The 20,977-nt window shown below is 51.7% G+C and carries 17 protein-coding genes; 8 read left to right on the top strand and 9 right to left on the bottom strand.

The annotated features are described in order from the left end of the window. Window positions 1-28: 28 nt before the first annotated feature. On the bottom strand, window positions 29-1,039 hold the full coding sequence (locus B051_RS20800) for an NAD-dependent epimerase/dehydratase family protein (protein ID WP_018476788.1): 1,011 nt from the start codon (window positions 1,037-1,039) through the stop codon (window positions 29-31). An 18-nt stretch (window positions 1,040-1,057) separates the two neighbouring features. Beyond that, window positions 1,058-1,804, bottom strand: a complete 747-nt coding sequence (locus B051_RS0103455; RefSeq protein WP_018476787.1) for a tyrosine-protein phosphatase — start codon at window positions 1,802-1,804, stop codon at window positions 1,058-1,060. 411 nt (window positions 1,805-2,215) lie between these two features. Here B051_RS0103455 and B051_RS0103450 point away from each other — a divergent pair, with 411 nt between their 5' ends. The 4 genes from B051_RS0103450 (at window position 2,216) to hpf (ending at window position 4,989) form a co-directional block, all read left to right on the top strand. Next, window positions 2,216-3,355 (top strand): acyl-CoA dehydrogenase, encoded by a 1,140-nt coding sequence (locus B051_RS0103450; protein WP_018476786.1) that lies wholly within the window; start codon window positions 2,216-2,218, stop codon window positions 3,353-3,355. A 166-nt stretch (window positions 3,356-3,521) separates the two neighbouring features. Further along, window positions 3,522-3,716: a 30S ribosomal protein S21 gene (rpsU, locus tag B051_RS0103445; protein WP_018476785.1), complete on the top strand. Its 195-nt coding sequence runs from the start codon at window positions 3,522-3,524 to the stop codon at window positions 3,714-3,716. A 70-nt stretch (window positions 3,717-3,786) separates the two neighbouring features. Beyond that, entirely contained in the window at window positions 3,787-4,665 is an 879-nt protein-coding gene (locus tag B051_RS0103440; protein ID WP_018476784.1) for a tyrosine-type recombinase/integrase, read from the top strand. 24 nt (window positions 4,666-4,689) lie between these two features. Next, complete coding sequence (gene hpf / locus B051_RS0103435) at window positions 4,690-4,989, top strand: ribosome hibernation-promoting factor, HPF/YfiA family (protein ID WP_018476783.1); 300 nt, start codon at window positions 4,690-4,692, stop codon at window positions 4,987-4,989. A gap of 99 nt (window positions 4,990-5,088) precedes the next feature. On the opposite strand, the gene metK is transcribed toward hpf, so the two are convergent. Continuing rightward, window positions 5,089-6,393, bottom strand: a complete 1,305-nt coding sequence (gene metK, locus B051_RS0103430; RefSeq protein WP_018476782.1) for a methionine adenosyltransferase — start codon at window positions 6,391-6,393, stop codon at window positions 5,089-5,091. Between the two features lie 312 nt (window positions 6,394-6,705). On the opposite strand from metK, the gene B051_RS0103425 reads away from it, so the two are divergent. Then, window positions 6,706-7,524 carry a phosphatase PAP2 family protein gene (locus tag B051_RS0103425; RefSeq protein WP_018476781.1) on the top strand — a complete coding sequence of 273 codons (819 nt, stop codon included), beginning with the start codon at window positions 6,706-6,708 and terminating at the stop codon, window positions 7,522-7,524. Between the two features lie 97 nt (window positions 7,525-7,621). Here the strand turns inward: B051_RS0103425 and B051_RS0103420 are convergent, their stop codons facing one another. The 4 genes from B051_RS0103420 to B051_RS0103405 all read right to left on the bottom strand — a co-directional run bounded on the left by B051_RS0103420 (window position 7,622) and on the right by B051_RS0103405 (window position 16,620). Next, window positions 7,622-10,024, bottom strand: a complete 2,403-nt coding sequence (locus tag B051_RS0103420) for a prolyl oligopeptidase family serine peptidase (protein ID WP_018476780.1) — start codon at window positions 10,022-10,024, stop codon at window positions 7,622-7,624. Between the two features lie 109 nt (window positions 10,025-10,133). Beyond that, entirely contained in the window at window positions 10,134-11,804 is a 1,671-nt protein-coding gene (locus tag B051_RS0103415) for an amidase (RefSeq protein ID WP_033316705.1), read from the bottom strand. Window positions 11,805-12,001: 197 nt separating this feature from the next. After that, window positions 12,002-13,465 (bottom strand): RagB/SusD family nutrient uptake outer membrane protein, encoded by a 1,464-nt coding sequence (locus B051_RS0103410; protein ID WP_026236161.1) that lies wholly within the window; start codon window positions 13,463-13,465, stop codon window positions 12,002-12,004. A gap of 14 nt (window positions 13,466-13,479) precedes the next feature. Beyond that, window positions 13,480-16,620: a SusC/RagA family TonB-linked outer membrane protein gene (locus B051_RS0103405; RefSeq protein ID WP_026236160.1), complete on the bottom strand. Its 3,141-nt coding sequence runs from the start codon at window positions 16,618-16,620 to the stop codon at window positions 13,480-13,482. A 792-nt stretch (window positions 16,621-17,412) separates the two neighbouring features. On the opposite strand from B051_RS0103405, the gene B051_RS0103400 reads away from it, so the two are divergent. Then, on the top strand, window positions 17,413-19,374 hold the full coding sequence (locus tag B051_RS0103400) for a M1 family aminopeptidase (protein WP_083919416.1): 1,962 nt from the start codon (window positions 17,413-17,415) through the stop codon (window positions 19,372-19,374). Between the two features lie 3 nt (window positions 19,375-19,377). Here B051_RS0103400 and B051_RS0103395 read toward each other — a convergent pair whose 3' ends face one another. Beyond that, window positions 19,378-19,755, bottom strand: coding sequence for a TM2 domain-containing protein (locus tag B051_RS0103395; RefSeq protein WP_018476775.1), 378 nt, complete (start codon window positions 19,753-19,755; stop codon window positions 19,378-19,380). Then, window positions 19,748-20,104, bottom strand: coding sequence for a DUF2752 domain-containing protein (locus tag B051_RS0103390; protein WP_245539568.1), 357 nt, complete (start codon window positions 20,102-20,104; stop codon window positions 19,748-19,750). Before B051_RS0103390 ends, B051_RS0103395 begins: the two co-directional genes overlap by 8 nt. A 238-nt stretch (window positions 20,105-20,342) precedes the next feature. Here B051_RS0103390 and B051_RS0103385 point away from each other — a divergent pair, with 238 nt between their 5' ends. After that, window positions 20,343-20,552 carry a YgaP family membrane protein gene (locus tag B051_RS0103385; protein WP_018476773.1) on the top strand — a complete coding sequence of 70 codons (210 nt, stop codon included), beginning with the start codon at window positions 20,343-20,345 and terminating at the stop codon, window positions 20,550-20,552. 5 nt (window positions 20,553-20,557) lie between these two features. Continuing rightward, complete coding sequence (locus tag B051_RS21900) at window positions 20,558-20,938, top strand: thiol-disulfide oxidoreductase DCC family protein (protein WP_018476772.1); 381 nt, start codon at window positions 20,558-20,560, stop codon at window positions 20,936-20,938. Window positions 20,939-20,977: the final 39 nt, after the last annotated feature.

The following is a 20,977-nucleotide window of genomic DNA, read 5'->3' as shown; positions in this document are numbered from 1 at the left end:
CTTACTACATTTATAAACTGCAAATAGTTTAGTTTGAACGGGCCACTTCGGGGCTGCTATCCAGGCGTGTCGCCCGCATCAATTCGGTGCAATTCCAGGCGATGGTTTCGGCCAAAGGCCTGAAGGTTATACCTGTCGCTTTGCGAACTTTTTCATTATCAAACAGATGGCTTTTGGCAGACACACGCGCCGTGTCTTTGGTGATAAGCGGGCGGCCTCCGGTGAGCCAGGCGCGCGCATGCTCCAGACGCCAAACGATTTCGGCCAAAGCCGGTGAAACTTTATAGGCAGGTGCTTTCTTGCCGAAACCCCGGGCCACCATTTCGAAGAACTCCTTGTAGGTGAGCTGCCCTGCGTTCAGGATGAAGCGCTCGCCCGAGATGTCCGAGAAGGTGAGCCGCAGCATGGCCTCCACCACGTCCCGCACATCCACGAAATTGGCAGTGCCCGGCGTGTAGAAAGGCCGCTCCTGGTACACGTACTTGAACAGCCGGGTGCTGCTGCGGTTCCAGTCGGCCGGCCCCAGCACCACCGATGGATTCACGATGACGGCCTGCAGCCCTTCCGCTATACCTCGCCATACCTCCAACTCTCCAAAGTGCTTCGACTCTGCGTAGGCGGATTGCTTCTCGCCGGTGCTCCACTTGCTTTTCTCATTCAACACCGCAGCCTCCTTGCCCCGACCGATGGCCGCTATGGAACTCACATGGCAAAGCTTCACCTCTACAGCCGACTCCAGGCAGGCATTCACAATGTTAGCCGTCCCCTCCACGTTCACCTGCTGCAACAGCTCCTCGTCCTGAGGCGCATACGACACGAGCCCCGCGCTATGGAACACATAGGCCACATCCCGCAGTGCCTGCCGCAGCAAGCCGATGTCCAGGATATCGCCTTCCAGCCATTCCACCTTGTCGGCGCCGGCAATAGCGGGTGCCTTGCCTCGGTACAGCGCCCTGACCTGGTGGCCCTGCTCAATCAATGCCGGTATCAGGAAGCTGCCAATCAGGCCACTGCCGCCTGTCACGAAAACCATGGCCATGGGTATGGGATTAGGGAATTACAGTTGATTGTTTAACAGTGGGAGCTCAAGCGCCTTCACCAGGTGTTTGGAGCACAGCACTTTCTGCAGGTTGGCTGTGTGCTTCAGGCTGTGCGCGTCTGAGCCCAGGAAGTCTACCAGGCCGGCATCGATGAGCTTCTCCACCACCATTTTGGCTCCCGGGGAGTAGTATCCCGAAAGCGAATTGAGATTGGGCTGCAGCAGCACACCCTGCTCCCGCAGGCGCACCAGGTCATCGAACTTGCCATAGAAGTAGGTATAGCGCTCCGGGTGCGCCAGCACCGGCTTGTACCCCTGTGACTGCATCCGGAAAATGGCCTCACGCAGGTTGAGCGGCTCGTTCAGGAACGAGGTTTCGAAGAGCAGGTAATTGTCGCCGAAGGTCAGCAGTTCCTCGCCGTCTTCCAGCTTTTGGAGCAGGGCCTCGTCCAGGTAATGCTCCGCGGCGCAGGCTAGTTCCATGTCTAGGCCTTCTTCCTGCACCGCCTGCTGCAGCACCTGAAGCTGCCCGCGTATAATTTCCGGCGTGTTGCGATAGAAATCGCTCATGATGTGGGGCGTCATGATGAGTTTGCGGTAGCCGAGCTCCTTCATGGCGCGCACCAGTTCCAGCGACTGCTCCACCGTGGCGGCGCCGTCGTCTATACCTGGCAGGATGTGCGAGTGCATGTCCACGCCGATGGTGCCCAGTGAGTCCACCTGCGCCTCCTCTTTGCCAAACAAGTTCTGAATAAACTTTATCATTTGCCTACATCAACGCCCTTGTTGTGCCACATTACACATACGCGGCCAAACACAACAATGCAACATCAAAATAAAGCAAATTAAAGACGCTTTCAAAATAATCGGCTGCAGGTAATCACACATTGCCAGCCATACCTACGCCTCCGCTGGCTTAGTCTCCGAGGCACGGAACAGCAGCGGGTCCGCGCAGAGTACAACCTACTCTCGCTTAATTATTTGCTATACCTCCCATATGATGCCGGAACAACATGTACACGAATGCGTTCCTTTAACATCGGCATATAAAGTTTGAACTCCGGATTAAGTAAACAAAACCTCAGAATTTGGCAATTGGCCTTATTTGGTTAGTTTTGTAAACCCTTTATTTATTTATCAGTTTAATACACGCGACTCTTTAACATCAACATTCAAATGGATTTTAACTACACAGAAAACCAGAGCATGATAGCCGGCATGATTCGGGACTTTGGCGTGAAACACATCAAGCCACAGATGAAGGAGTGGGATGAGAGTCAGGAGTTTCCGGTGGAGGTTTTCAAGAAACTGGGTGAACTGGGCCTGATGGGCGTGCTGGTGCCAACTGAGTATGGCGGCTCCGGCTTCGGCTACCTGGAGTATGTGACGGCGATTGCAGAACTCTCCAAGATAGACGGTTCTATCGGCTTATCCATGGCTGCGCACAACTCCCTTTGCACCGGCCACATCCTGCAATTCGGTAACGAGGCGCAGAAGCAGAAATACCTGCCGAAGCTGGCCACTGCTGAGTGGATTGGCGCCTGGGGCCTTACCGAGCCTAACACCGGCTCTGACGCTGGCAACATGCGTACCGTAGCGGTGCAGGATGGCGACCACTGGGTCATCAACGGCGCCAAGAACTTCATCACGCACGGCAAAAGCGGCAACGTGGCCGTGGTAATTGTGCGCACAGGCGAGGTGGGAGACTCCCACGGCATGACTGCCTTCGTCATTGAGAAAGGCACACCGGGCTTCAGCGCCGGCCGCAAGGAAGACAAACTGGGCATGCGTGCCTCTGAAACCACCGAGCTTATCTTTGAAGACTGCCGCGTGCACCAGGACCAGATTCTGGGCAAGGTGGGCGAGGGCTTCATACAGGCGATGAAAGTGCTGGACGGCGGACGTATCTCCATCGCGGCGCTGTCGCTAGGTATAGCGCAAGGCGCGTTTGAGGCGGCACTAGCCTATTCGCAGGAGCGCAACCAGTTCAACAAGCCAATCTCCAGCTTCCAGGGCATCGCCTTCAAACTGGCTGACATGGCCACAGAGATAGAAGCGGCGTCGCTGCTCACTTACCAGGCAGCCGACATGAAGAACCGCGGCCTGAACGTGAACAAGGAATCCGCCATGGCGAAGCTGTACGCTTCGGAGGTGTCGGTGCGGGTAGCCAATGAGGCGGTGCAGATTTTCGGAGGCTACGGCTTCACCAAAGACTACCCGGCCGAGAAGTACTACCGCGACTCCAAACTGTGCACCATCGGCGAAGGAACAAGCGAGATACAGAAGCTTGTTATATCAAGAGCTATATTGAAGTAACATAAAGTCGCTTATGAGCACTCCTGAAGGACTTCTATCAGACTTTTTGCCCTGCTGTGATTTCTTTTTGAGCAGATTGCGGAAATATTTTCCAGAATCAATTGCTTTATAAGCAAAACCTTATGTAAATTTGCAACCCTAAATATCAGAAGAAGCGAGCAAAAACATGATTATTGTAAACGTAAAAGATAACGAGTCTGTAGACCGTGCACTTAAGAGATTTAAGAAAAAATTCGAAAGAACCGGCGTCCTGAAAGAGCTGAGAGCCAGAACGTTCTTCGAGAAACCTTCTGTTTCAAAAAGAAAGCAGAAAGAAAGAGCTAAGTACAAGCAGCAGCTTTTCGTTAACGAAAACTACTAGTCTTTCTTTAAACATACTTTATTTTTCCATACCTTGGTATAGCTGATAAGTACATCAGGTAAACCAAGGTATGGAATCATTTTTTAAGTACCTCGAGTACGAAAAGCGGTATAGCCCGCACACGCTTACCTCCTATCACACTGATTTGGGGCAGTTCTCGCAGTACCTGCAGGATACGTACCAAATCACGGACCCCGCCGAGGCTGACCATTCCATTATCCGTTCCTGGATTCTCACCTTGGTGCACAGGAACCTGGAGCCGCGTTCCGTCAACCGGAAAATCGCGTGCCTCCGCTCCTACTACAAATTCCTGCTGGGCCAGCAACGCATACAGGCCAACCCGATGCTGCGCATCCGCGCGCCCAAAGTATCCAAGAAATTGCCTGCCTTTGTGCCAGAGGAGCCCTTCAACCACTTCCTGGACAGCTTCACGTTCGAAGACACATTCGAGGGCAAGCGCGACAAACTGATTCTGGAGTTCCTGTATGGCACCGGTATACGCCTTGCTGAACTGATAGGCATTGACCACAGCGATGTGGATTTACATGCCGGTACGGTGCGCGTATTAGGCAAAGGAAACAAGGTGCGCATCATCCCGCTCAACGCTACGCTGGTCACCTCTATCAGGCACTATCTGGAGCAGAAGAAAAGCACTTTCGGCAATAACAATTCCGAAAAGCTCCTCGTTACTAATAAGGAGCGCCCGCTGTATCCAAAGTTCGTTTACCGTGTCGCGAAAAAGTATATCAGCTTGGTTACCACCTCAGAACATAACAGCCCCCACGTACTGCGACACTCCTTTGCCACGCATCTGCTCAACAAGGGCGCTGACCTCAATGCCATCAAAGACCTCTTGGGCCATTCAAGTCTGGCTGCTACCCAGGTCTATACCCACAACTCCATCGAAAAGCTCAAATCGATTTTCGAGAAAGCGCATCCCAAAGCATAAGTTCAACCATTAATTTATACGATTATGAAGCTACAAATGCATTCAATCCACTTCGAGGCTGACAAGCAGCTGACCGATTTCATCCAGCAGAGGGTAGACAAACTGGAGACATTCTACGACCGCGTAGTGGAAGGAGAAGTGTATCTCAAACATAATAACAACGATGGGAACGATACCAAGACAGTAGAAATCAAGCTTTTCGTACCTGGCTCCACCCTGTTTTCAAAAGAAGACGCACCATCTTTTGAAGCCGCTGCCGATGCCGCCGTGGAAGCGATGCGCCGCCAACTGAAGCGATTCAAGCAAAAACAGATGGCTCACTAAAAAAGCCCATAAATACAGGCTCTGTTTAAGAGCAAAATAAAAGCAAAAGGCCTGCTGAAATCAATCAGCAGGCCTTTTGCTTTGAAAGCGTAAGTATGGCTATAGACCGAACTCCGCTTTGATTTTATCTACAAAGTCCAACTTCTCCCAAGTGAAGGTCTCGAACTCCTTCTCACTTGCTTGACCATTGGAAGAAACCTTCACACGCTTCACACCCGGCGTTCTGCCCATGTGACCGTAAGCAGCCGTCTCTGAGAAGATAGGGTTCTGCAGGCCAAAGCGCTGCACAATCGCGTACGGGCGCATGTCGAACAACTTGTTCACCTTCTCAGCAATCTCACCGTCGCTCATGATGTTTCCGCTGGCATCCTTCACTTTGGTAGAGCCATAAGTCGTCACGTACAGGCCAACCGGCTTAGCGACACCAATGGCATAAGCCACCTGCACCAGCGCCTGATCGGCCACACCGGCCGCCACCAGGTTCTTGGCGATGTGGCGGGCCGCATAGGCAGCCGAACGGTCTACCTTGGAGGAGTCTTTGCCTGAGAAAGCACCACCACCGTGTGCGCCCTTGCCGCCATACGTATCCACGATAATCTTGCGGCCTGTCAGGCCGGTATCACCGTGCGGGCCACCAATCACGAACTTGCCGGTTGGGTTGATGTGGTACACAATCTCGTTGTTGAACAGCTTCTGAATGCGCTCTGGCAGCTGCTTCAACACACGCGGGATAAGGATGCTGTTCACGTCCTCGCGGATGCGCTGCACCATCTGCTTCTCCGCTACATTTTTGGCTTCGCTGCTGTCGCCTTCCGGCATCACGAACTCGTCATGCTGCGTGGAGATGACGATAGTGTCAATCTTCTCCGGCACATGGTTATCGTTATAGCGAATCGTCACCTGTGACTTGGCGTCGGGGCGCAGGTAGGTCATCTCGCTGCCTTCTTTGCGGATAGCAGACAGTTCCTGCAGCAGCAGGTGCGAAATGCTAAGCGCCAATGGCATGTAATTATCTGTTTCGTTGGTGGCATACCCGAACATCATACCTTGGTCACCTGCTCCCTGGTCCTCTGGGTTGGCACGCTCCACGCCTTGGTTGATGTCACTCGATTGTTCGTGTATGGCTGAAATCACACCGCAGGCATCTGCATCGAACATATATTCTGACTTGGTATAGCCAATACGCTTGATAACCTCACGGGCCACCTTCTGCACATCCACGTAGGCTTCGGTCTTTACCTCACCGCTCAGCACGACAAGGCCAGTGGTTACCAGTGTCTCGCAAGCCACCTTTGACTGAGGGTCTTGCTTCAAAAATTCATCTAGTAGCGCATCAGAAATCTGGTCCGCTACTTTGTCAGGGTGTCCTTCTGATACAGATTCGGAAGTGAACAGGTATGGCATTTCGAATGGGGTTTAGGTACAAAGTATAAACCTGCTGTAAGCTGGTACAGCGGCTACAAAACTACGCCAATTCCAGCATACTTAAAAACCTTCAACGGCAGAAGAAAAAAAACGATGGTGCCCCTGTATGAGGGATGGCACATACAGGGCCGGTTAATTGCACCTAGCATAGAAACCAAACCTTAATCCTGCCCAAGTCTCTGAAACATAAATGCTTTCTGGTGGTTCCTAATATAGCATTCAGTATATCTAAAACCTTTTGTATATAGGACCGTTTCAAATTAAAAAATTGTACGTTTCGAAAGTTACTATATGAAGAAATATTTGATACTCATCTGGTGCCTCACTTTTATGGCAGGGGCAGCAGAGGCACAAAGCGATTCTCCTTACAAGACCAGTTTCAAAGTGGATGCCCCCATCACGGTGGCAGGTATGGGACTCAGTTACTATGGACTCACCCTGATGCAGGACAAAAATGGCTTGACGGAGGAGGAGGTTATCAGCCTGAACCGCAAGGACGTGAACAGCTTTGACAGATTCTCCGCCGGTTATGATTCCGAAAGTGCCAAAAAGGCGAGCGACTTTCCATTCTATGGTTCGTTTGCGCTTCCGTTTACGCTGCTTCTGAACGAAAACGTGAAAGGCCACGCTGGACAGGTGTTGGGGCTTTACGTCCAGACCATGGCCGTTACCGGCGCGCTCTTCACCATGACCAATGGGCTTAACCCTCGCATCCGGCCGCTGGTGTATAGCGCCGATGTGGATGTGTCGGAGAAGATGCGGGCCAACGCCCGGAACTCCTTCTATGCCGGCCATACCTCGGCTGCGGCAGGCGCCAGCTTCTTCTTTGCCAAGGTGTTCCATGACTTTAACCCAGACTCCCCGGCCCGCCCCTATGTATGGGCGGCTGCAGCGGCTATACCTGCTTCTGTTGGCTACTTCCGGCTGAAAGCCGGAAAGCACTTTCTGAGCGATAACCTATTGGGCTACGCAGTGGGTGCCGCCACAGGTATACTGGTGCCGCAGCTGCATAAGAAGAACAACAATACTGGCCTGTCGCTCTCTCCTGCCATCATCCCTACAATGGATGGTACTGCCTCGCAGGGAGCGAACCTGAGCTATACCTTCTAACATAGTTGGAAGCAGCAGGAAAAAACGCAGTTACCAAAAACAGAAAAGGCGTGAGAGTCAAATCTTCTCACGCCTTTTCTGTTTTCAACTGAATAGCTTACTTCTTCAGGTTCTCTTCAAAGAGCTTGTAGATGCGCTTGTACTCGTCTGTCCAGCTGGCTGGTTCTGTGAAGCCGTGGTCCTCTACAGGGTATACGGCCAGTTCCCAGTTATCTTTGCCCAACTCAATCAGGCGCTGCGTCAGGCGTACCACATCCTGGAAGTGCACGTTGGTATCCACCATGCCGTGGCAAATCAATAGTGCGCCCTTTAGCCCTTCTGCATAATAGATTGGGGAGCTTTTGGCGTAGGCCGTGCTATCCAGTTGCGGCACGTTCAGGATGTTGGAGGTATAGCCGTGGTTGTAGTGCGCCCAATCCGTAACGGAGCGTAGGGCGGCACCCGCCGCGAACACATCCGGCTCGGTGAACATGGCCATCAGTGTGATGAAGCCACCGTAAGAGCCGCCGTAGATGCCGATGCGCTTCGGGTCTACGTTGTACTTGTCCACCAACAGCTTGGCACCGTCCACGTGGTCGCTTAGGTCTTTGCCGCCCATGAATCGGTAAATGCCGGTACGCACATCGCGGCCATAGCCGGCGCTGCCTCTGTAGTCAATGTCCAATACGGTATAGCCATTATCGGCCAAGAAGTTGTGGAACATGTACTCTCTGAAGTAAGAGCTCCACCATTTGTGCGCGTTCTGAAGATAACCTGCCCCGTGCACGAAAATCACGGCTGGACCATTCGCAGCGGCATTGGCAGGCCTGTACAGGCGGGCGTATACATCCACCCCATCGCTCGCCTTGTAGGATATCACCTCCGGCTCCCGCCAGTTGTAGGACTTGAACTCCTCCGTCAAAGACCGCGTCACTTGCCGTGGCTTCGCTCCTTTCTTATTGTCCTGCACGTAGAGCTCCCACGGCTTGTTGCTGTAAGAATACCGGATGGCCAGCGTCTTCTCGTCGGGCGATAGGCTCACTTCATGTGCGCCTGTGCCGGAAGTCAGCTGCGTCATGGTTCCGCCTTGTAGCGGCATCTTGTAGAAGTGCTTCTCTCCTGGGTGTACTTTGTTGGCCGTGAAGTACCAGCTCTTCTTGTCGTCTGAAATCTGAGGGCTGAAAACCTCAAACTTTCCGCTTGTCAGGGCCTTTTTGTTCCCGTTGTTCACATTCACGGTGTACAGGTGCGAATAGCCGCTTTCCTCTGACTGGAACCACACATGCTCGTTATCTGGCATAAAACCAATGTCACCTGTGCCAAAACCTATACCTGGTCCATTTATCCAGGCCTCGTCGCGCTGGCGGTCCAGTGTAGTCAGTTTGCCTGTGGCGGGGTCCAGCTTGAGTATCCAGCGGTCTTTGTTGTCTGCTGACCTGCCTACCATAACGGCATGCTTGCCATTGTCAGACCAGATGGGCCCGAACACCGTGACACCGCGCATCTCCTGCTTGGCTGGCTTGGTGGCTGCTTCTTTTGCCGCGCTGGCTTTAGTGTCTTTGTCGAGCAGGTAAGCGGGCTGGTCTATGATGCCCTCAATGTCCTTGAGCTGCAGCGCAAAGGTGGTGTCACGGCGGATGTCGTACACAAACGACTCAAAGGTGCCCTGGGCATCGCCCACCTTAGTGCGTGTGTTGATGTCTTCGGTATAGCCTGAAGAGGTCACATAATCCGGCACGATAGCCACTTTGGCGCTCTTCGGTCTTGTTACCAGCCTGTAAGTAACGTACTGCTCATTCGGGCTCAGAACGACATTGTCCACCGACTTCTCTCCCAGGTATATCTCCTTAGGTCGGGATGGGCTATCCTTTTTCTGCTGCTTCTCCGCGGCCTTTTTATCCTCCTCTCGCTCCCGAACGATTTGCAGAAGCGCCAGCTGCTGCTCACGCAGCCACTCCCGCTGTGGGTCTTTAGAATCGCCGTTAGCCTGTTTTGTTCCTTTTCTGAAGTCGGTCAGTTGCGCCACCTGACCACTGCTGATAGTCCACAGGTATAGGTTACCGTCCTTGACGTAGGCTACCTTCTGTTCGTCATGGCTGAAGGAAGGGCTGCTTTCACGCTCAACGGTATTCGTCACCTGCTGCGTTTTGCCGCTCTTCACGTCCAACAGGTAAATATCACCGTTCTTTTCGTAGACTTTCCTGGTCTCAGCTTTGTTGTAGCGCCCAAAAGGACTTGGCAGTGTTCTCCGTTCCTGTGGGTTCACCTTCACGATGTTTTTGCCGTCTGTTGACACGCTATAGAGCGAATCGCTACGGTTCGCGTCCGGGTTCCAGCTGAAGTAGATTTTCTTGCCGTTTTCAGACCAGAAAACATTGCTTGGGGAGGTGCCAATCCAGGTTGGGTCGCGCATGATTTTCTCTACGCTCAGTTTGGTATTGTCCTGCTGGGCTTGCACAGCCGCCCCAGACAGCACCAGCCAGGATAGAAGCAGCGTAGCTTTCTTCTTAAGAAGCATCATTAGGTTGTGTAGATTAGGATGAATACTGGTTATTGTCTCAAATTATGCATTTTGGATGTCTATGCCAAACCATAGCACGTTGGCCCCTGCCGCTCAGGTATAGCCGTGTCTATTTCGCGGAGCTTAAAGCCATGGGCGGACGCTGCTCATCGTGGTTCGTCAGGTCCTGGTAGAATTTGGCGAGGGCCAGCACCTGCGCCTCTCCATACAGCTTACCCATGAAGGTAATGGTAGTAGGCATGCCATTCTTCTGGAATCCGTTTGGCACTACCACACACGGGTGCCCCGTCAGGTTCGTCACCACCAGGTTACTGCTAGCAAATGATGGGCTGATGTAGACATCTACATCTTTTAGCTTCTCCTGCATCTGCTGAATCAGGAGCGTGCGCACGCGCTGTGCCTGCAGGTACTCGACGGCTGTCACAAAACGGCCTGCTCTGAAAATGTTGGGCCAGGCGTTCTTATGCTGCTGCACCATCAGGCTGTCACGACCACTACGAGTCAGTTCATCGAAGGCAGCGGCCCCTTCCACTGAAATCGTCAGTGTCAGGTCACGCGCTGGCAGGTTGGGCAGCTCCATTGGCACCAGCTCTATACCTGCTTTCTGCAGCGCCTCCAGCGTGGCTTGGTCGTTCTCTTTAAAACCGTAGTCCCGCTCAAAGTCTTTCTTCAGATAGCCGACGCGCAGCTTCTTCACGTTGATGTTCTTGTTGTAGTTGAAGGGCGCGTCTATCACCGTCTGGTCTTTACCGTCAGGGCCATGGATAGCATTGAATACAATGGCACAATCTTCTGCCGAACGGGCTATTGGGCCAATTTTGTCCATAGACCAACTCATGGCCATAGCTCCATGTCGGCTCACGCGGCCATATGTGGGACGCAAGCCTGTGGTGCCGCAGGCCGTGGACGGCGACACAATCGAGCCAAGCGTTTCTGTGCCAATGGCAAAAGGGAGTAAGCCTGCCGCCACCGCCGATGCCGAACCTGCGGATGACCCACTAGAGCCCTTGGAGGTATCCCATGGAGATTTTGTCTTGCCGCCATACCACACATCGCCCATGGCCAGTTCTCCTAAGGTTAGCTTTGCCACCAGTACCGCCCCTGCCTGCTCCAGCCGCTCTACTACGGTGGCATTTAGGTTCAACTGCTGGTCTTTGTAAGGCACCGAGCCCCAGGTTGTTTTATAGCCTTTGGTCGCCAGTAGGTCCTTCACGCCGTAAGGTATACCATGGAGCATTCCTTTGTATTTACCGGCTTTTATTTCTTTATCGGCTCTGCGTGCTTGCTCTAGCGCCAGTTCTTCCGTCAGTGTCGTCACGCATTCCAATGTTGGACCATGTTGTTTCAGCCTTGCCAGGAAGAACTTTGTCAGTTCTTCTGATGATATTTGCTTGGTGCGGAGTAGCTCTGCCAGTTGAGGCACAGTATAGAATGCCAAATCTTCCTGGTTTGCAGGCAATTTCAAACCTTTACTGCGCTCGACCTCAAATTTTTCCTGCTTCTGCTCAAAGCTGAAACCGACAGGTATAGGATTGAACTGCAGAGCAGGCGCTACATCATTTGAAAGCGGTTGCTTTCTGATACTTTCATAGCTGCTTCTGAACTCTGTCACGTTAGCCGTTGCCGAATCGAGCTGTGCATCTGTGAACTTCAACCCAATCACCTGCTGTGCATTTCGCAGCATGTCAACGGTTATCTTGTCCTCTGCGAGCTTGGTGACAAAGGCGCCTGACACGAAGCAGCCCATGCCTAGTAGTGGGTATATGTATCTGTTTTTCATTTCATTGTTGATTTTGGATTCCACCGTCTTAAAAATATAGCTTTTACTTCAAAAAGATACCCATGCACCCAAATTACTTCACCCCTTTCCTTTGCCTGCACCCTCTGCAGTGACTCTTTGATTACTATTCACTGGACGTAAAAAAAGCAGCCACTCCAATGTGGAGTGGCTGCTTTATATCAATTACCTAAACGTAATTAGTCTGGGTTCTGATCTGCCTCAGAGATGGCTGGGTTAGAAGTAATCTCTGCAAGAGGAATCTTCAACAGGAAGCTTGGGTGCTCAGCTGGAAGAGTCAATATTCTTGCCAGACCTGGGTCGTGGTTTCCTGGACCTGTTGGTCTGTTGATTGGCAACTTCAGACGCTTGATGTCAAGCAGAGAGAAGCCTTCGCCCCACAACTCGATTCTTCTCTGAAGAAGGATTTCGTTGATAAGGTCAGTACCAGTCAGAGCTGATGCGTCATAAGCAGCGTTACGAGCTTTGATGAGCGTATTCAGCACAGCTTGTGCACCAGCGTTGTCTCCCTGACGGGCCAAAGCTTCTGCCTCAATCAGGTACATCTCACCAGCACGCATCAGGATATAGTCACCCATCCAGTTACCAGCTGTTGGCAGACGCAGCTTGATAGCAGCGTAATCAGGAACTGTAGTAGTACCAGTTCCAGGAGTTACGAATACTTTCTTCCGAATGTCAGTTTCAGGAATCAAGTCATACAGCTCCTTGGTGATTTTCTTCTGGGTACCTAATGTTGCATAGCCACCAGAGTATGGGTCGATGTGTGAGTAGAACGAGGCGTAAATAGTAGCCTGCTCAGTATTCACTTCAAGTCCCCAAATCCATTCGCTGTTAGGCTTGCTGAAACCAGCCTGGTAGTTAGCAGCTGACATAGGTGCAATGGTACCACGAGCCTCACGTGCTTTGATAGCAGCTGTAGCCCAGTCTTCCATCTGCAACGCCACTCTTGCTCTGATACCCTTTGCAGTTGCGGCATTGATGTGGGAGATGTGCTTGCGTGGCTTGCCATCCAGCAGCGTCTCTGCCTCAGTCAGGTCAGCAACAATCTGGTTGTAAATCTCCTGCACAGATGCTCTTGGAGCACCTTCTATGGTTCCTTTTGTATAAAGTGGCACACCAGGAGCATTTTCATGTCCTTTGTAAGTGTGCTGCCAGAAGTTAACCAGGTAGAAGTAAGAGTTCGCTCTGATAGCCAGTGCCTGTCCTCTGATGTTCTGCTTGTCAGCATCAAGACCTACAGCGGTTTCCAGGCCATCTAGTATCCTGTTTGCGTTGTTAATCAATCTGTAATAGTAGAACCACGTTCTGTGCGGTCTCTGATCGTTGTTTACAGACTGAATAGCCGTGTACTGATACTCAGGGTTGAACCAGCCGTAACCAGCCGAGTGTACCACCATGTCATTACCCATCAGGTCACTCATCAGGTCGTAAGACTTCTGACCGAAGTTACCATGGTTGGTCAAGCTGGTATACATAGAGCGGTACGTGCCGTCCAAGGCAACCCAAGCACCGTCTACTGTCTCGAATACAGTATCGATAGATACCTGGTCCGTTGGCTTGGTGTCCAGGTACTCTTTCTCGCAGCTCGTCAGCATCATCAATGCCAATGCTAGCGGGCTTAATTTTCTAAATATATTCTTCATTGTGAATTCTACTATTAAATGTTGACGTTAAGTCCGAAAGTGTAGGTACGGAACGGAGGGTATGTGAAGTCCGATGTACCAGTGAATGAACGCTGTGGGTCCATGCCTTTTTCGGTTGTGTACAGGTAAGCGTTGTCAACAGCTAAGAAGGCTCTCACGCTGTTCAGACCAACTTTACCAGCCAGGTTAGTTGGCAGTGTGTAACCCAGGTTGATGTTCTTCACGTTCGCCCAAGTAGCGTCGAACAGGTATCTGCTAGAAATACCGTTCTGCGTAGCCAGTGCGTTCTGTACTCTTGGAACATCTGTGTTACGGTTTTCTGGAGTCCATCTGTTCAGGATGTCTTTGTGCCAGGCTGATCCGTAAGAACCAGGGTGCATCAGGGTGGCATAGTTGCCATCGTAGAATTTACCGCCCAGTGAGTAAGTCACCAATACAGAGAAGTCGAAGTTTTTGAATCTCAAAGAGTTCGTTACACCACCTACCAGGTCAGGAATAGCAGTTCCTTGGTAGTACTGGCTGCCCTGGTTGATGTTGTTGGTAGTGATACGCTCGCCTGTTGGCTTACCGTCTTCACCCAGAACATCTTTGTAGTACAGCGCGTCACCGTTGTTAGGATCTACGCCAGCATACTCACGGATGAAGAAGTCATAGATAGAACGACCTACCATCAGCTTCTTAGTTCCAGAGATGATTTCCTCTTGTGGAAGCTTTGTGATTTCGTTTTTGTAACGAGACATGTTCACATCGATTCTCCAGTCGAAATCAGCTGTTCTGATAGCGTTGTAGCCCAACTGAACCTCGAAACCGTAGTTCTTCATGGATCCAGCGTTCTCGTCTCTGGTAGTGATACCAGTTGAGTAAGGAAGCGGAACAGCGAACAACAGGTTGTCAGAAACTTTGTTGAAGTATTCTACAGTACCTTCTACTTTGTTGAACAGAGAGAAGTCAACACCTACGTTGAAGTTAGAGTTTTTCTCCCACTGCAGTTCTTGGTTTGGAAGAGAAGAGATGATTACACCTGGACGGCCTACGTTGTTCCAGCCCAATGAGTAAAGACCTTGCCAAGCGTAGTAAGACGGAAGCGCCTCGTTACCTTGCTCACCGTAGCTGGCACGCAGCTTCATGTCATCAATCCAGTCAGCAGTCATGAAGCTCTCTTCAGAGATTCTGTAACCACCACCAACTGACCAGAAGTTACCCCAACGTACGTCTTCGTAGAATCTAGAAGAACCGTCTCTTCTGAAGCTAGCAGAAAGCAGGTATTTCTGGTTGTAATCGTAGTTCAGGGAAGTGAAGTAACCCTCCAGTCTGTGCTTGTTCACATAAGAGTTAGAACCCTCAGCAGTTGCAGCAGGAGCCAGTTCAGAGATACCTGGGAAAGGATAGCCAGAACGAGTCGCTGTTACGAAGTCGCTGTCCAGGAAGTAGTTCTCATGACCACCCAGTACAGTGAAGTTGTGTGAGCCTATCTGCTTGTTGTAAGTCAATACCTGGTTGAACGTGTAAGAGATTTGACGCGTGTTCGCCTTAGTACCTCTACCTTTTACGTTGTCAGCATCACCGAACAAAGAGTTCTGGAATGTCACTGTCAAGGCGTCATAGATGTTACCACCCAGTGTAGTTCTGAAAGTGAAGTCTTTCAAGAATTTAGTCTCAACGAAAGCGTTGGCAGTAGCCTCTACTCTTCTCAGTGAACGATCGTCCAAATCAAGAGAGCCTAACAGGTTAGAGTTACCAGCATATGGTCTGGCACCCATCTGTGTAGCCTTACCCCAGTCAAGGGCGTTAGCGCCTGTCACTGGATCTTTTACGAAGTTACCGCTAGCGTCACGCTGCCAAACAGGGTAGATAGGACCCATGTTTCTAGTGTAATAGAACGGGTTAGAAGTAGCAGTACCGTCAGCGAAAAGACCGTCTGTGCTAGACAATGTGCTGGACAGGTTCATACCGGCTTTCAGCCAGTCTGTCACGTCGCTGTTCACTTTCAGACGACCATTGAAGCGGTCATAGTCAGAGAATTTAACGATACCTTTCTCGTTCACATAACCCAAAGACAGGAAGTAGTCGCTCTTGTCAGCACCACCAGACACGTTCATGTTGATGTCTTGTCTGGAAGCAGTTCTGAAAAGGGCATCTTCCCAGCTGTCTTCATACAGCAGGTTCACACCTGGATTCAGTTTGCCTGTAGCAGGGTTGATTACCTGATTAGCTGGCACGTTGAATGGGTTGTAAACCAGACCGTTCTTGCCGCCAATGTTTTCAGTGGCATACGCAACTGCTTCATCTGGCGTGTATGGTACTTTAGTAGCAGGGTTAACAGCAGCAAGGCGGTTGTTTCTCATCGCTTCCCACATCAACTCATAGTACTCCTGTGAGTTTACGCGGTCATACTCAGGCACCAGACGCTCAGACAGACCTGATCTTACGTTTACCGCAACTGTTGGCTTGCCTTTCTTACCTTTTTTAGTGGTAATCATGATAACGCCGTTGGCTGCACGCGCACCGTAAAGGGCAGAAGCAGCAGCATCTTTCAGCACCTGGATGCTGGCGATGTCGTCGTTAGAGATAGAAGACAGTGTACCGTCGAACGCGATACCGTCTACTATATAAAGAGGGTCAGAGCTGGCGTTAACCGAACCGATACCACGCACACGGATAGTTGCGCTTGAACCTGGCTGGCCACCACCGTTGGTTACCTGAACACCTGGTACAAGGCCTTCTATGGCACGCGATACGGAAGTCACCTGCTGCTTCTCGATAGCACGGGCTGTGATAGTAGACTCAGCACCTGTAAAAGCTGTTTTGGCTACAGTACCGTAAGGAACCGAGATAACAACCTCAGACAGCTGCTGGTTATCCAACTCAAGCGCCACATTCACAGTGCTGTTCGATCCAACTGCCACCTCTTTTGTAACGTAACCGATGTAACGGAACACCAATGTGCCCGCGTCAGCCGGTACGTTTACGCTAAATGATCCGTCTGCATTGGTAGCAGTACCAGTTGTGGTACCCTTCACCACTACAGAAACCCCTGGAAGAGGTACTCCGTCCCCCGCCGCCGTAACTTTACCTGTAACTGTTCGGCTCTGTGCCATCACCTGGCCCAGTAGCGCAAACAAGAACAAGAAGTTAAGTAGTAATACTTTCTTCATAAACTACACTTGTTTTGTTGGTTGTTGAAAAAATAGATTAGATAATGGAATAGTTTTGCTACCAAATATAGAGAGAAATCCACAAAAGCAAAACCCCAAAAAAAATATTCCGTATAACTCTGCTTTTCTCTTTTTCACGCAACATCCAAAAACCGAATCCACTAACAACCCTTCTCTCCGGCCTTCTTATGATTGTAATCACTTCATATATTGCCCTTTAAGCAAAAACATCTCTAAAAAACAGGAAACCCATCATTCCTACGCACCCCTATAATACAATTGAAGCAATGTTGCATGTAGCGCAATAATGCTGAAAATATTTGCGCTTTTATTGCACATCCTCGGATTTGGCAACTTTGTCATCTAAATATTTAATACTGCTTGAGTGCATTTCTCATACCTGCTCAAAGCTTTGGCAGCAAAATTCTTTTTCCTTCTCAAACAGAGGCACATACAAGTATTTCCATAATTCAGCTTGGCTGGTGTAGTCAGCTACACTGACCAGAGCTACAGCAGACCACTTCGTGCCGCTTAGATTGCGCCAGTCTAAGCACGTCTTTTGTTATGGAGACGTAATGCACGACCACTTTTCTGGGATTGGAAGGTATTGAAGCGTTCGAATTCGTATATTCGATAAAACAAATGGCCCGACCGCTGCAAGTGGCTGTGGAACAAATGGCGGCTGTGGTTGTGGGACGATAAAAATATCCGATACCCCTTTTACTATCATCCGTTTCCAAAGTAGTAGGCCCTCTATTTGGTCTGCCTGATTTCGCCTTATCCTTTTCGGTTATGAAAGAAGCTATACATTTTCTAGGGTGTCTGCTGATTTCCTTGTTCAGCTATACCTTGCAGGCACAGAACCAGCCCCTAGCGACCTGCGCGGAGAGCAGAATAGACATGCTTCAGCGGAAGGCGGTTGCTGCTCCTGTCCAAATGCACCGCATGAACCAGTATGACGTCACTTTTTACAAGCTGGACCTGCAACTGGAACGAAACTCTACTTTCATAGCCGGCAATGTGACTACTGTGGCTCAGTTGAAGGTGTCGCGGCTGGACACCTTTGCTTTTGAACTCCATCCCGACCTCCGGATAGATTCTGTGCTAGTGAACGGGCGACGGCAAACAGACATTTCCAGACAGGCAGGTGACGTATCGGTGCAGCTGGCTGCAGCCTTACAGGCACCCGCCTCTCTGAGTGCGCAAGTATTTTACCAGGGAACTGCCCCAAGCGCGAGCGGGAGTGCTGCTATTGGCAATGGGCTCCGGACTGCCCGGGAAGCGAACTGGGGAGGCGCCAACGTGACCTGGAGCCTGAGCCAGCCCTATGCAGCCTACGAGTGGTGGCCAACAAAGCAAGTACTCACTGACAAGGCAGATTCTGTGCATGTATTCGTGAGCACCAGTGCCGACAACAAAGTAGGCTCTAATGGTTTGCTTACCCGCACCGTGCCCCTGCCAAACAACAAGGTGCGCTATGAATGGAAATCCCGTTACCCCATCGCCTATTACCTTATTTCGGTGGCCGTCTCTGATTATATAGAGTACAACCTGTCGGCTAACCCTGCTGGGGCAGCGGCTCCTATACCTATTGTGAACTATGTGTACAACACTACCACGCTGAGTCGCTTCCAGTCGGAGATAGATGTGACGGTGCCGTTGCTGGAGGCATTCTCGGAGATGTTCACGCTCTACCCCTTTGCGGCAGAGAAGTACGGACACAGTATGGCCCCTATGGGTGGCGGCATGGAGCACCAGACCATGACCACCCAGAGCACCTTCAACTTCAACCTGACGGCGCATGAACTGGGGCACCAGTGGTTCGGCGACAACGTAACCTGCGCTTCCTGGGCTGACATCTGGCTCAATGAGGGCTTCGCCTCTTATGCTGAATACCTTGCTTTGGAGAAGCTGCGCCCGCTTTCTGCTCCTGACTGGATACGCACGGCACAAGGAAGGGTGCTGGCCGTGCCGAGCGGGAGCGTGTTTGTGGAAGACACGACAGATGTGAACCGCATCTTCGACTACAGACTGAGCTACCTCAAGGGGGCAACCGTGCTGCACATGCTCCGCTTCACCCTCCACAACGATGCGCTGTTCTTCCAGGCGCTGCAGCGCTACCAACAGAAATACGCAGGCGAAACGGCCAGCACGGCTGACCTGCAGCGTGTGTTCGAGGAGACGACAGGTATGGACCTGGATTACTTTTTCGGGCAGTGGTACAAAGGCGAAGGCTGGCCCACCATCACCCTCCAGTGGGAACAGCAGGGAAACCAGGTGGTGCTGAACGCCACACAGACACCCAGCGCCAGCACGCCCTTTTTCAAGACCGATGTAGAATACCTGCTGCAGACGGCAGCTGGCGACACCCTGATACGGGTGCCGCATACGCAACCTGCCGAGCAGTATACTTTTCAATTAGACCGACAAGTGACAGGAGTGACTATTGACCCGAACAACTGGCTACTGGCTCGGAAAGTAATCAGCAACGTCACTTCCACCCCTATTCAACCGTCAGGGCTCCAGGCGCGCGTTTACCCAAATCCGACACGGGACATTCTGCTGCTGGAGGACCTCTCTTTCCAGCCCACCGTCTTGGATGTGCATGACAGGACAGGCCGGCTCGTGCTCCGGCAACGGGTACGGCAAGGGCAGCTTCCGCAGGTGCGCGTAGCCGCCCTGCCGGCAGGGCTATACCTGGTGAAGGCTTTTGATGGCAGCCGCTTCTTTCAGGCTAAGTTCGTGAAGGAGTAGGGGCTACATGCCGTACCCGTTCATGCCACCGTACTGCCCCGTCATCATGGCCTGCACCCGCTGCGCCTCTTTTATATTGTATTCAAAAGCCAGGCGCTTGTAATTGATAATATCGATAATGGTGCCGATGAAGCAGAGGCCACCAGTGAACAGGTATAGGATGCCCATGCCGATGCTCCCCAAGATGAAACGGTGCACACCGGCCACCCCGAAGAAGCCGACGGCGGCTGTCACCAGCACCAGCAGCGGGTCGCGGCGGCGGGCTCTGTAGATGGTGGCGAACTGCTGCGCCTCCTGGTCCGACAGGCCGTTGAAGATTCCTTGTATGAAAGACATTTCGTCCGGCTCGAGCTCCGGCATGATGTTGAACACGTTAGGCATGGTGATTATAGGTTAGTTGGTTTTTCTGTAGTAAAACATGCCGCCGCAGCAGCGAAAAGACACGACTGCCCAGGATGAGCAGCGCCGGCACTCCCATTGGATGCGCCTCCCAGGAGGCCACCCACTCCCCCCGGAACAAAAACGCAATACTGTGCCCCAGCCCGCAGCCCAAACAGCCCCCCTCCAGCACCCAGCTCAGCGGACACAGGCTGAACAAATGCTCCCCCACAGGGTCCATCAGGGCGAGCATCGCAATGCCCACCACCCAACAGGCCGCTTCAGCCAGACCACCCAATTGCTTTGGCCGCACACGATGAACTACAGGTATAGGCATTGTCTGACTCTTCAACACAAAACAGGGTTAAGCTTGACTTATTAGCAAGGTATAATTTATACTAAAAATATAGCAATCGCAAACCACTACGCTAATTATGCCTGTTCTTTTTGCAGAGATGTCTGCTGCTCTTAAGCGACGGCCACCTTCCCTTGAATCTGGAGGGTGGCGCCTGCCCTCTATGATAAGCCGGTCACTGAAACCTAAGGCAGTACCAAAGCGGTATACCTGTATACCTAAACCCCTCTATTCTATGGAATGCAATGTTGGCTTGAAAGAACAGAAGTTGCGCGTGTTGGCAGGTATGGCCATCATCGGGATTGGCGCTTACTATAATATAAAAGGACTGGCTGCCGTAGGCCTCATCCCCATCGCGACGGGAATGCTGCGCTACTGCCCCGTTAACCAGGCCATTGGCTACAACGGCTGCGCCGAAACCAGGAAGGGCAGCGCCGTACTCTAGCAAACATGCATGCCCTGCCCGACAAACCCCTCCTCCTTTACGACGGTGACTGCAGCTTCTGCAAATACTGGATTGGCCGCTGGAAAGCGCAGACAAGGAACAACGTAGACTACCGGCCTTACCAGGAGATGCCTGAGGGCTTCTTCGGCATCCCCAAACGTGACTTCCAGCGTGGGGTGCAATTTGTTTCGCCGGAAGGGGTTCACTATAAGAACGCTAGGGCGGTGTTTGAGGTGCTGGAGCTTGGGGGCAGCAGCGCCTGGCGCTGGTTGTACCACCGCATACCGTTCGCAAACCGGCTGTTTGAACTGCAGTACCGCCTCGTCGCCAACAACCGCGATTCCTTCTTTAAACTGACCCGTCTGGTTTTCAGAGACGCCCGCTGATACTGAGCATCCGCCTCTATACTTTGGCGGGGCAACTGC

The sequence above is a fragment of the Pontibacter roseus DSM 17521 genome (assembly GCF_000373265.1).
Lineage (GTDB): Bacteria > Bacteroidota > Bacteroidia > Cytophagales > Hymenobacteraceae > Pontibacter > Pontibacter roseus.
Note: the sequence above shows the minus strand (reverse complement) of the source record. Positions and strands in the feature narration are given on the sequence as shown.

What these genes read in the sequence shown, in the direction of transcription:
- B051_RS20800 (WP_018476788.1), bottom strand. Translation starts at nt 1,039, where the DNA reads ATGGCCATGGTTTTCGTGACAGGCGGCAGTGGCCTGATTGGCAGCTTC.
- B051_RS0103455 (WP_018476787.1), bottom strand. Translation starts at nt 1,804, where the DNA reads ATGATAAAGTTTATTCAGAACTTGTTTGGCAAAGAGGAGGCGCAGGTG.
- B051_RS0103450 (WP_018476786.1), top strand. Translation starts at nt 2,216, where the DNA reads ATGGATTTTAACTACACAGAAAACCAGAGCATGATAGCCGGCATGATT.
- rpsU (WP_018476785.1), top strand. Translation starts at nt 3,522, where the DNA reads ATGATTATTGTAAACGTAAAAGATAACGAGTCTGTAGACCGTGCACTT.
- B051_RS0103440 (WP_018476784.1), top strand. Translation starts at nt 3,787, where the DNA reads ATGGAATCATTTTTTAAGTACCTCGAGTACGAAAAGCGGTATAGCCCG.
- hpf (WP_018476783.1), top strand. Translation starts at nt 4,690, where the DNA reads ATGAAGCTACAAATGCATTCAATCCACTTCGAGGCTGACAAGCAGCTG.
- metK (WP_018476782.1), bottom strand. Translation starts at nt 6,393, where the DNA reads ATGCCATACCTGTTCACTTCCGAATCTGTATCAGAAGGACACCCTGAC.
- B051_RS0103425 (WP_018476781.1), top strand. Translation starts at nt 6,706, where the DNA reads ATGAAGAAATATTTGATACTCATCTGGTGCCTCACTTTTATGGCAGGG.
- B051_RS0103420 (WP_018476780.1), bottom strand. Translation starts at nt 10,024, where the DNA reads ATGATGCTTCTTAAGAAGAAAGCTACGCTGCTTCTATCCTGGCTGGTG.
- B051_RS0103415 (WP_033316705.1), bottom strand. Translation starts at nt 11,804, where the DNA reads ATGAAAAACAGATACATATACCCACTACTAGGCATGGGCTGCTTCGTG.
- B051_RS0103410 (WP_026236161.1), bottom strand. Translation starts at nt 13,465, where the DNA reads ATGAAGAATATATTTAGAAAATTAAGCCCGCTAGCATTGGCATTGATG.
- B051_RS0103405 (WP_026236160.1), bottom strand. Translation starts at nt 16,620, where the DNA reads ATGAAGAAAGTATTACTACTTAACTTCTTGTTCTTGTTTGCGCTACTG.
- B051_RS0103400 (WP_083919416.1), top strand. Translation starts at nt 17,413, where the DNA reads ATGAAAGAAGCTATACATTTTCTAGGGTGTCTGCTGATTTCCTTGTTC.
- B051_RS0103395 (WP_018476775.1), bottom strand. Translation starts at nt 19,755, where the DNA reads ATGCCTAACGTGTTCAACATCATGCCGGAGCTCGAGCCGGACGAAATG.
- B051_RS0103385 (WP_018476773.1), top strand. Translation starts at nt 20,343, where the DNA reads ATGGAATGCAATGTTGGCTTGAAAGAACAGAAGTTGCGCGTGTTGGCA.
- B051_RS21900 (WP_018476772.1), top strand. Translation starts at nt 20,558, where the DNA reads ATGCATGCCCTGCCCGACAAACCCCTCCTCCTTTACGACGGTGACTGC.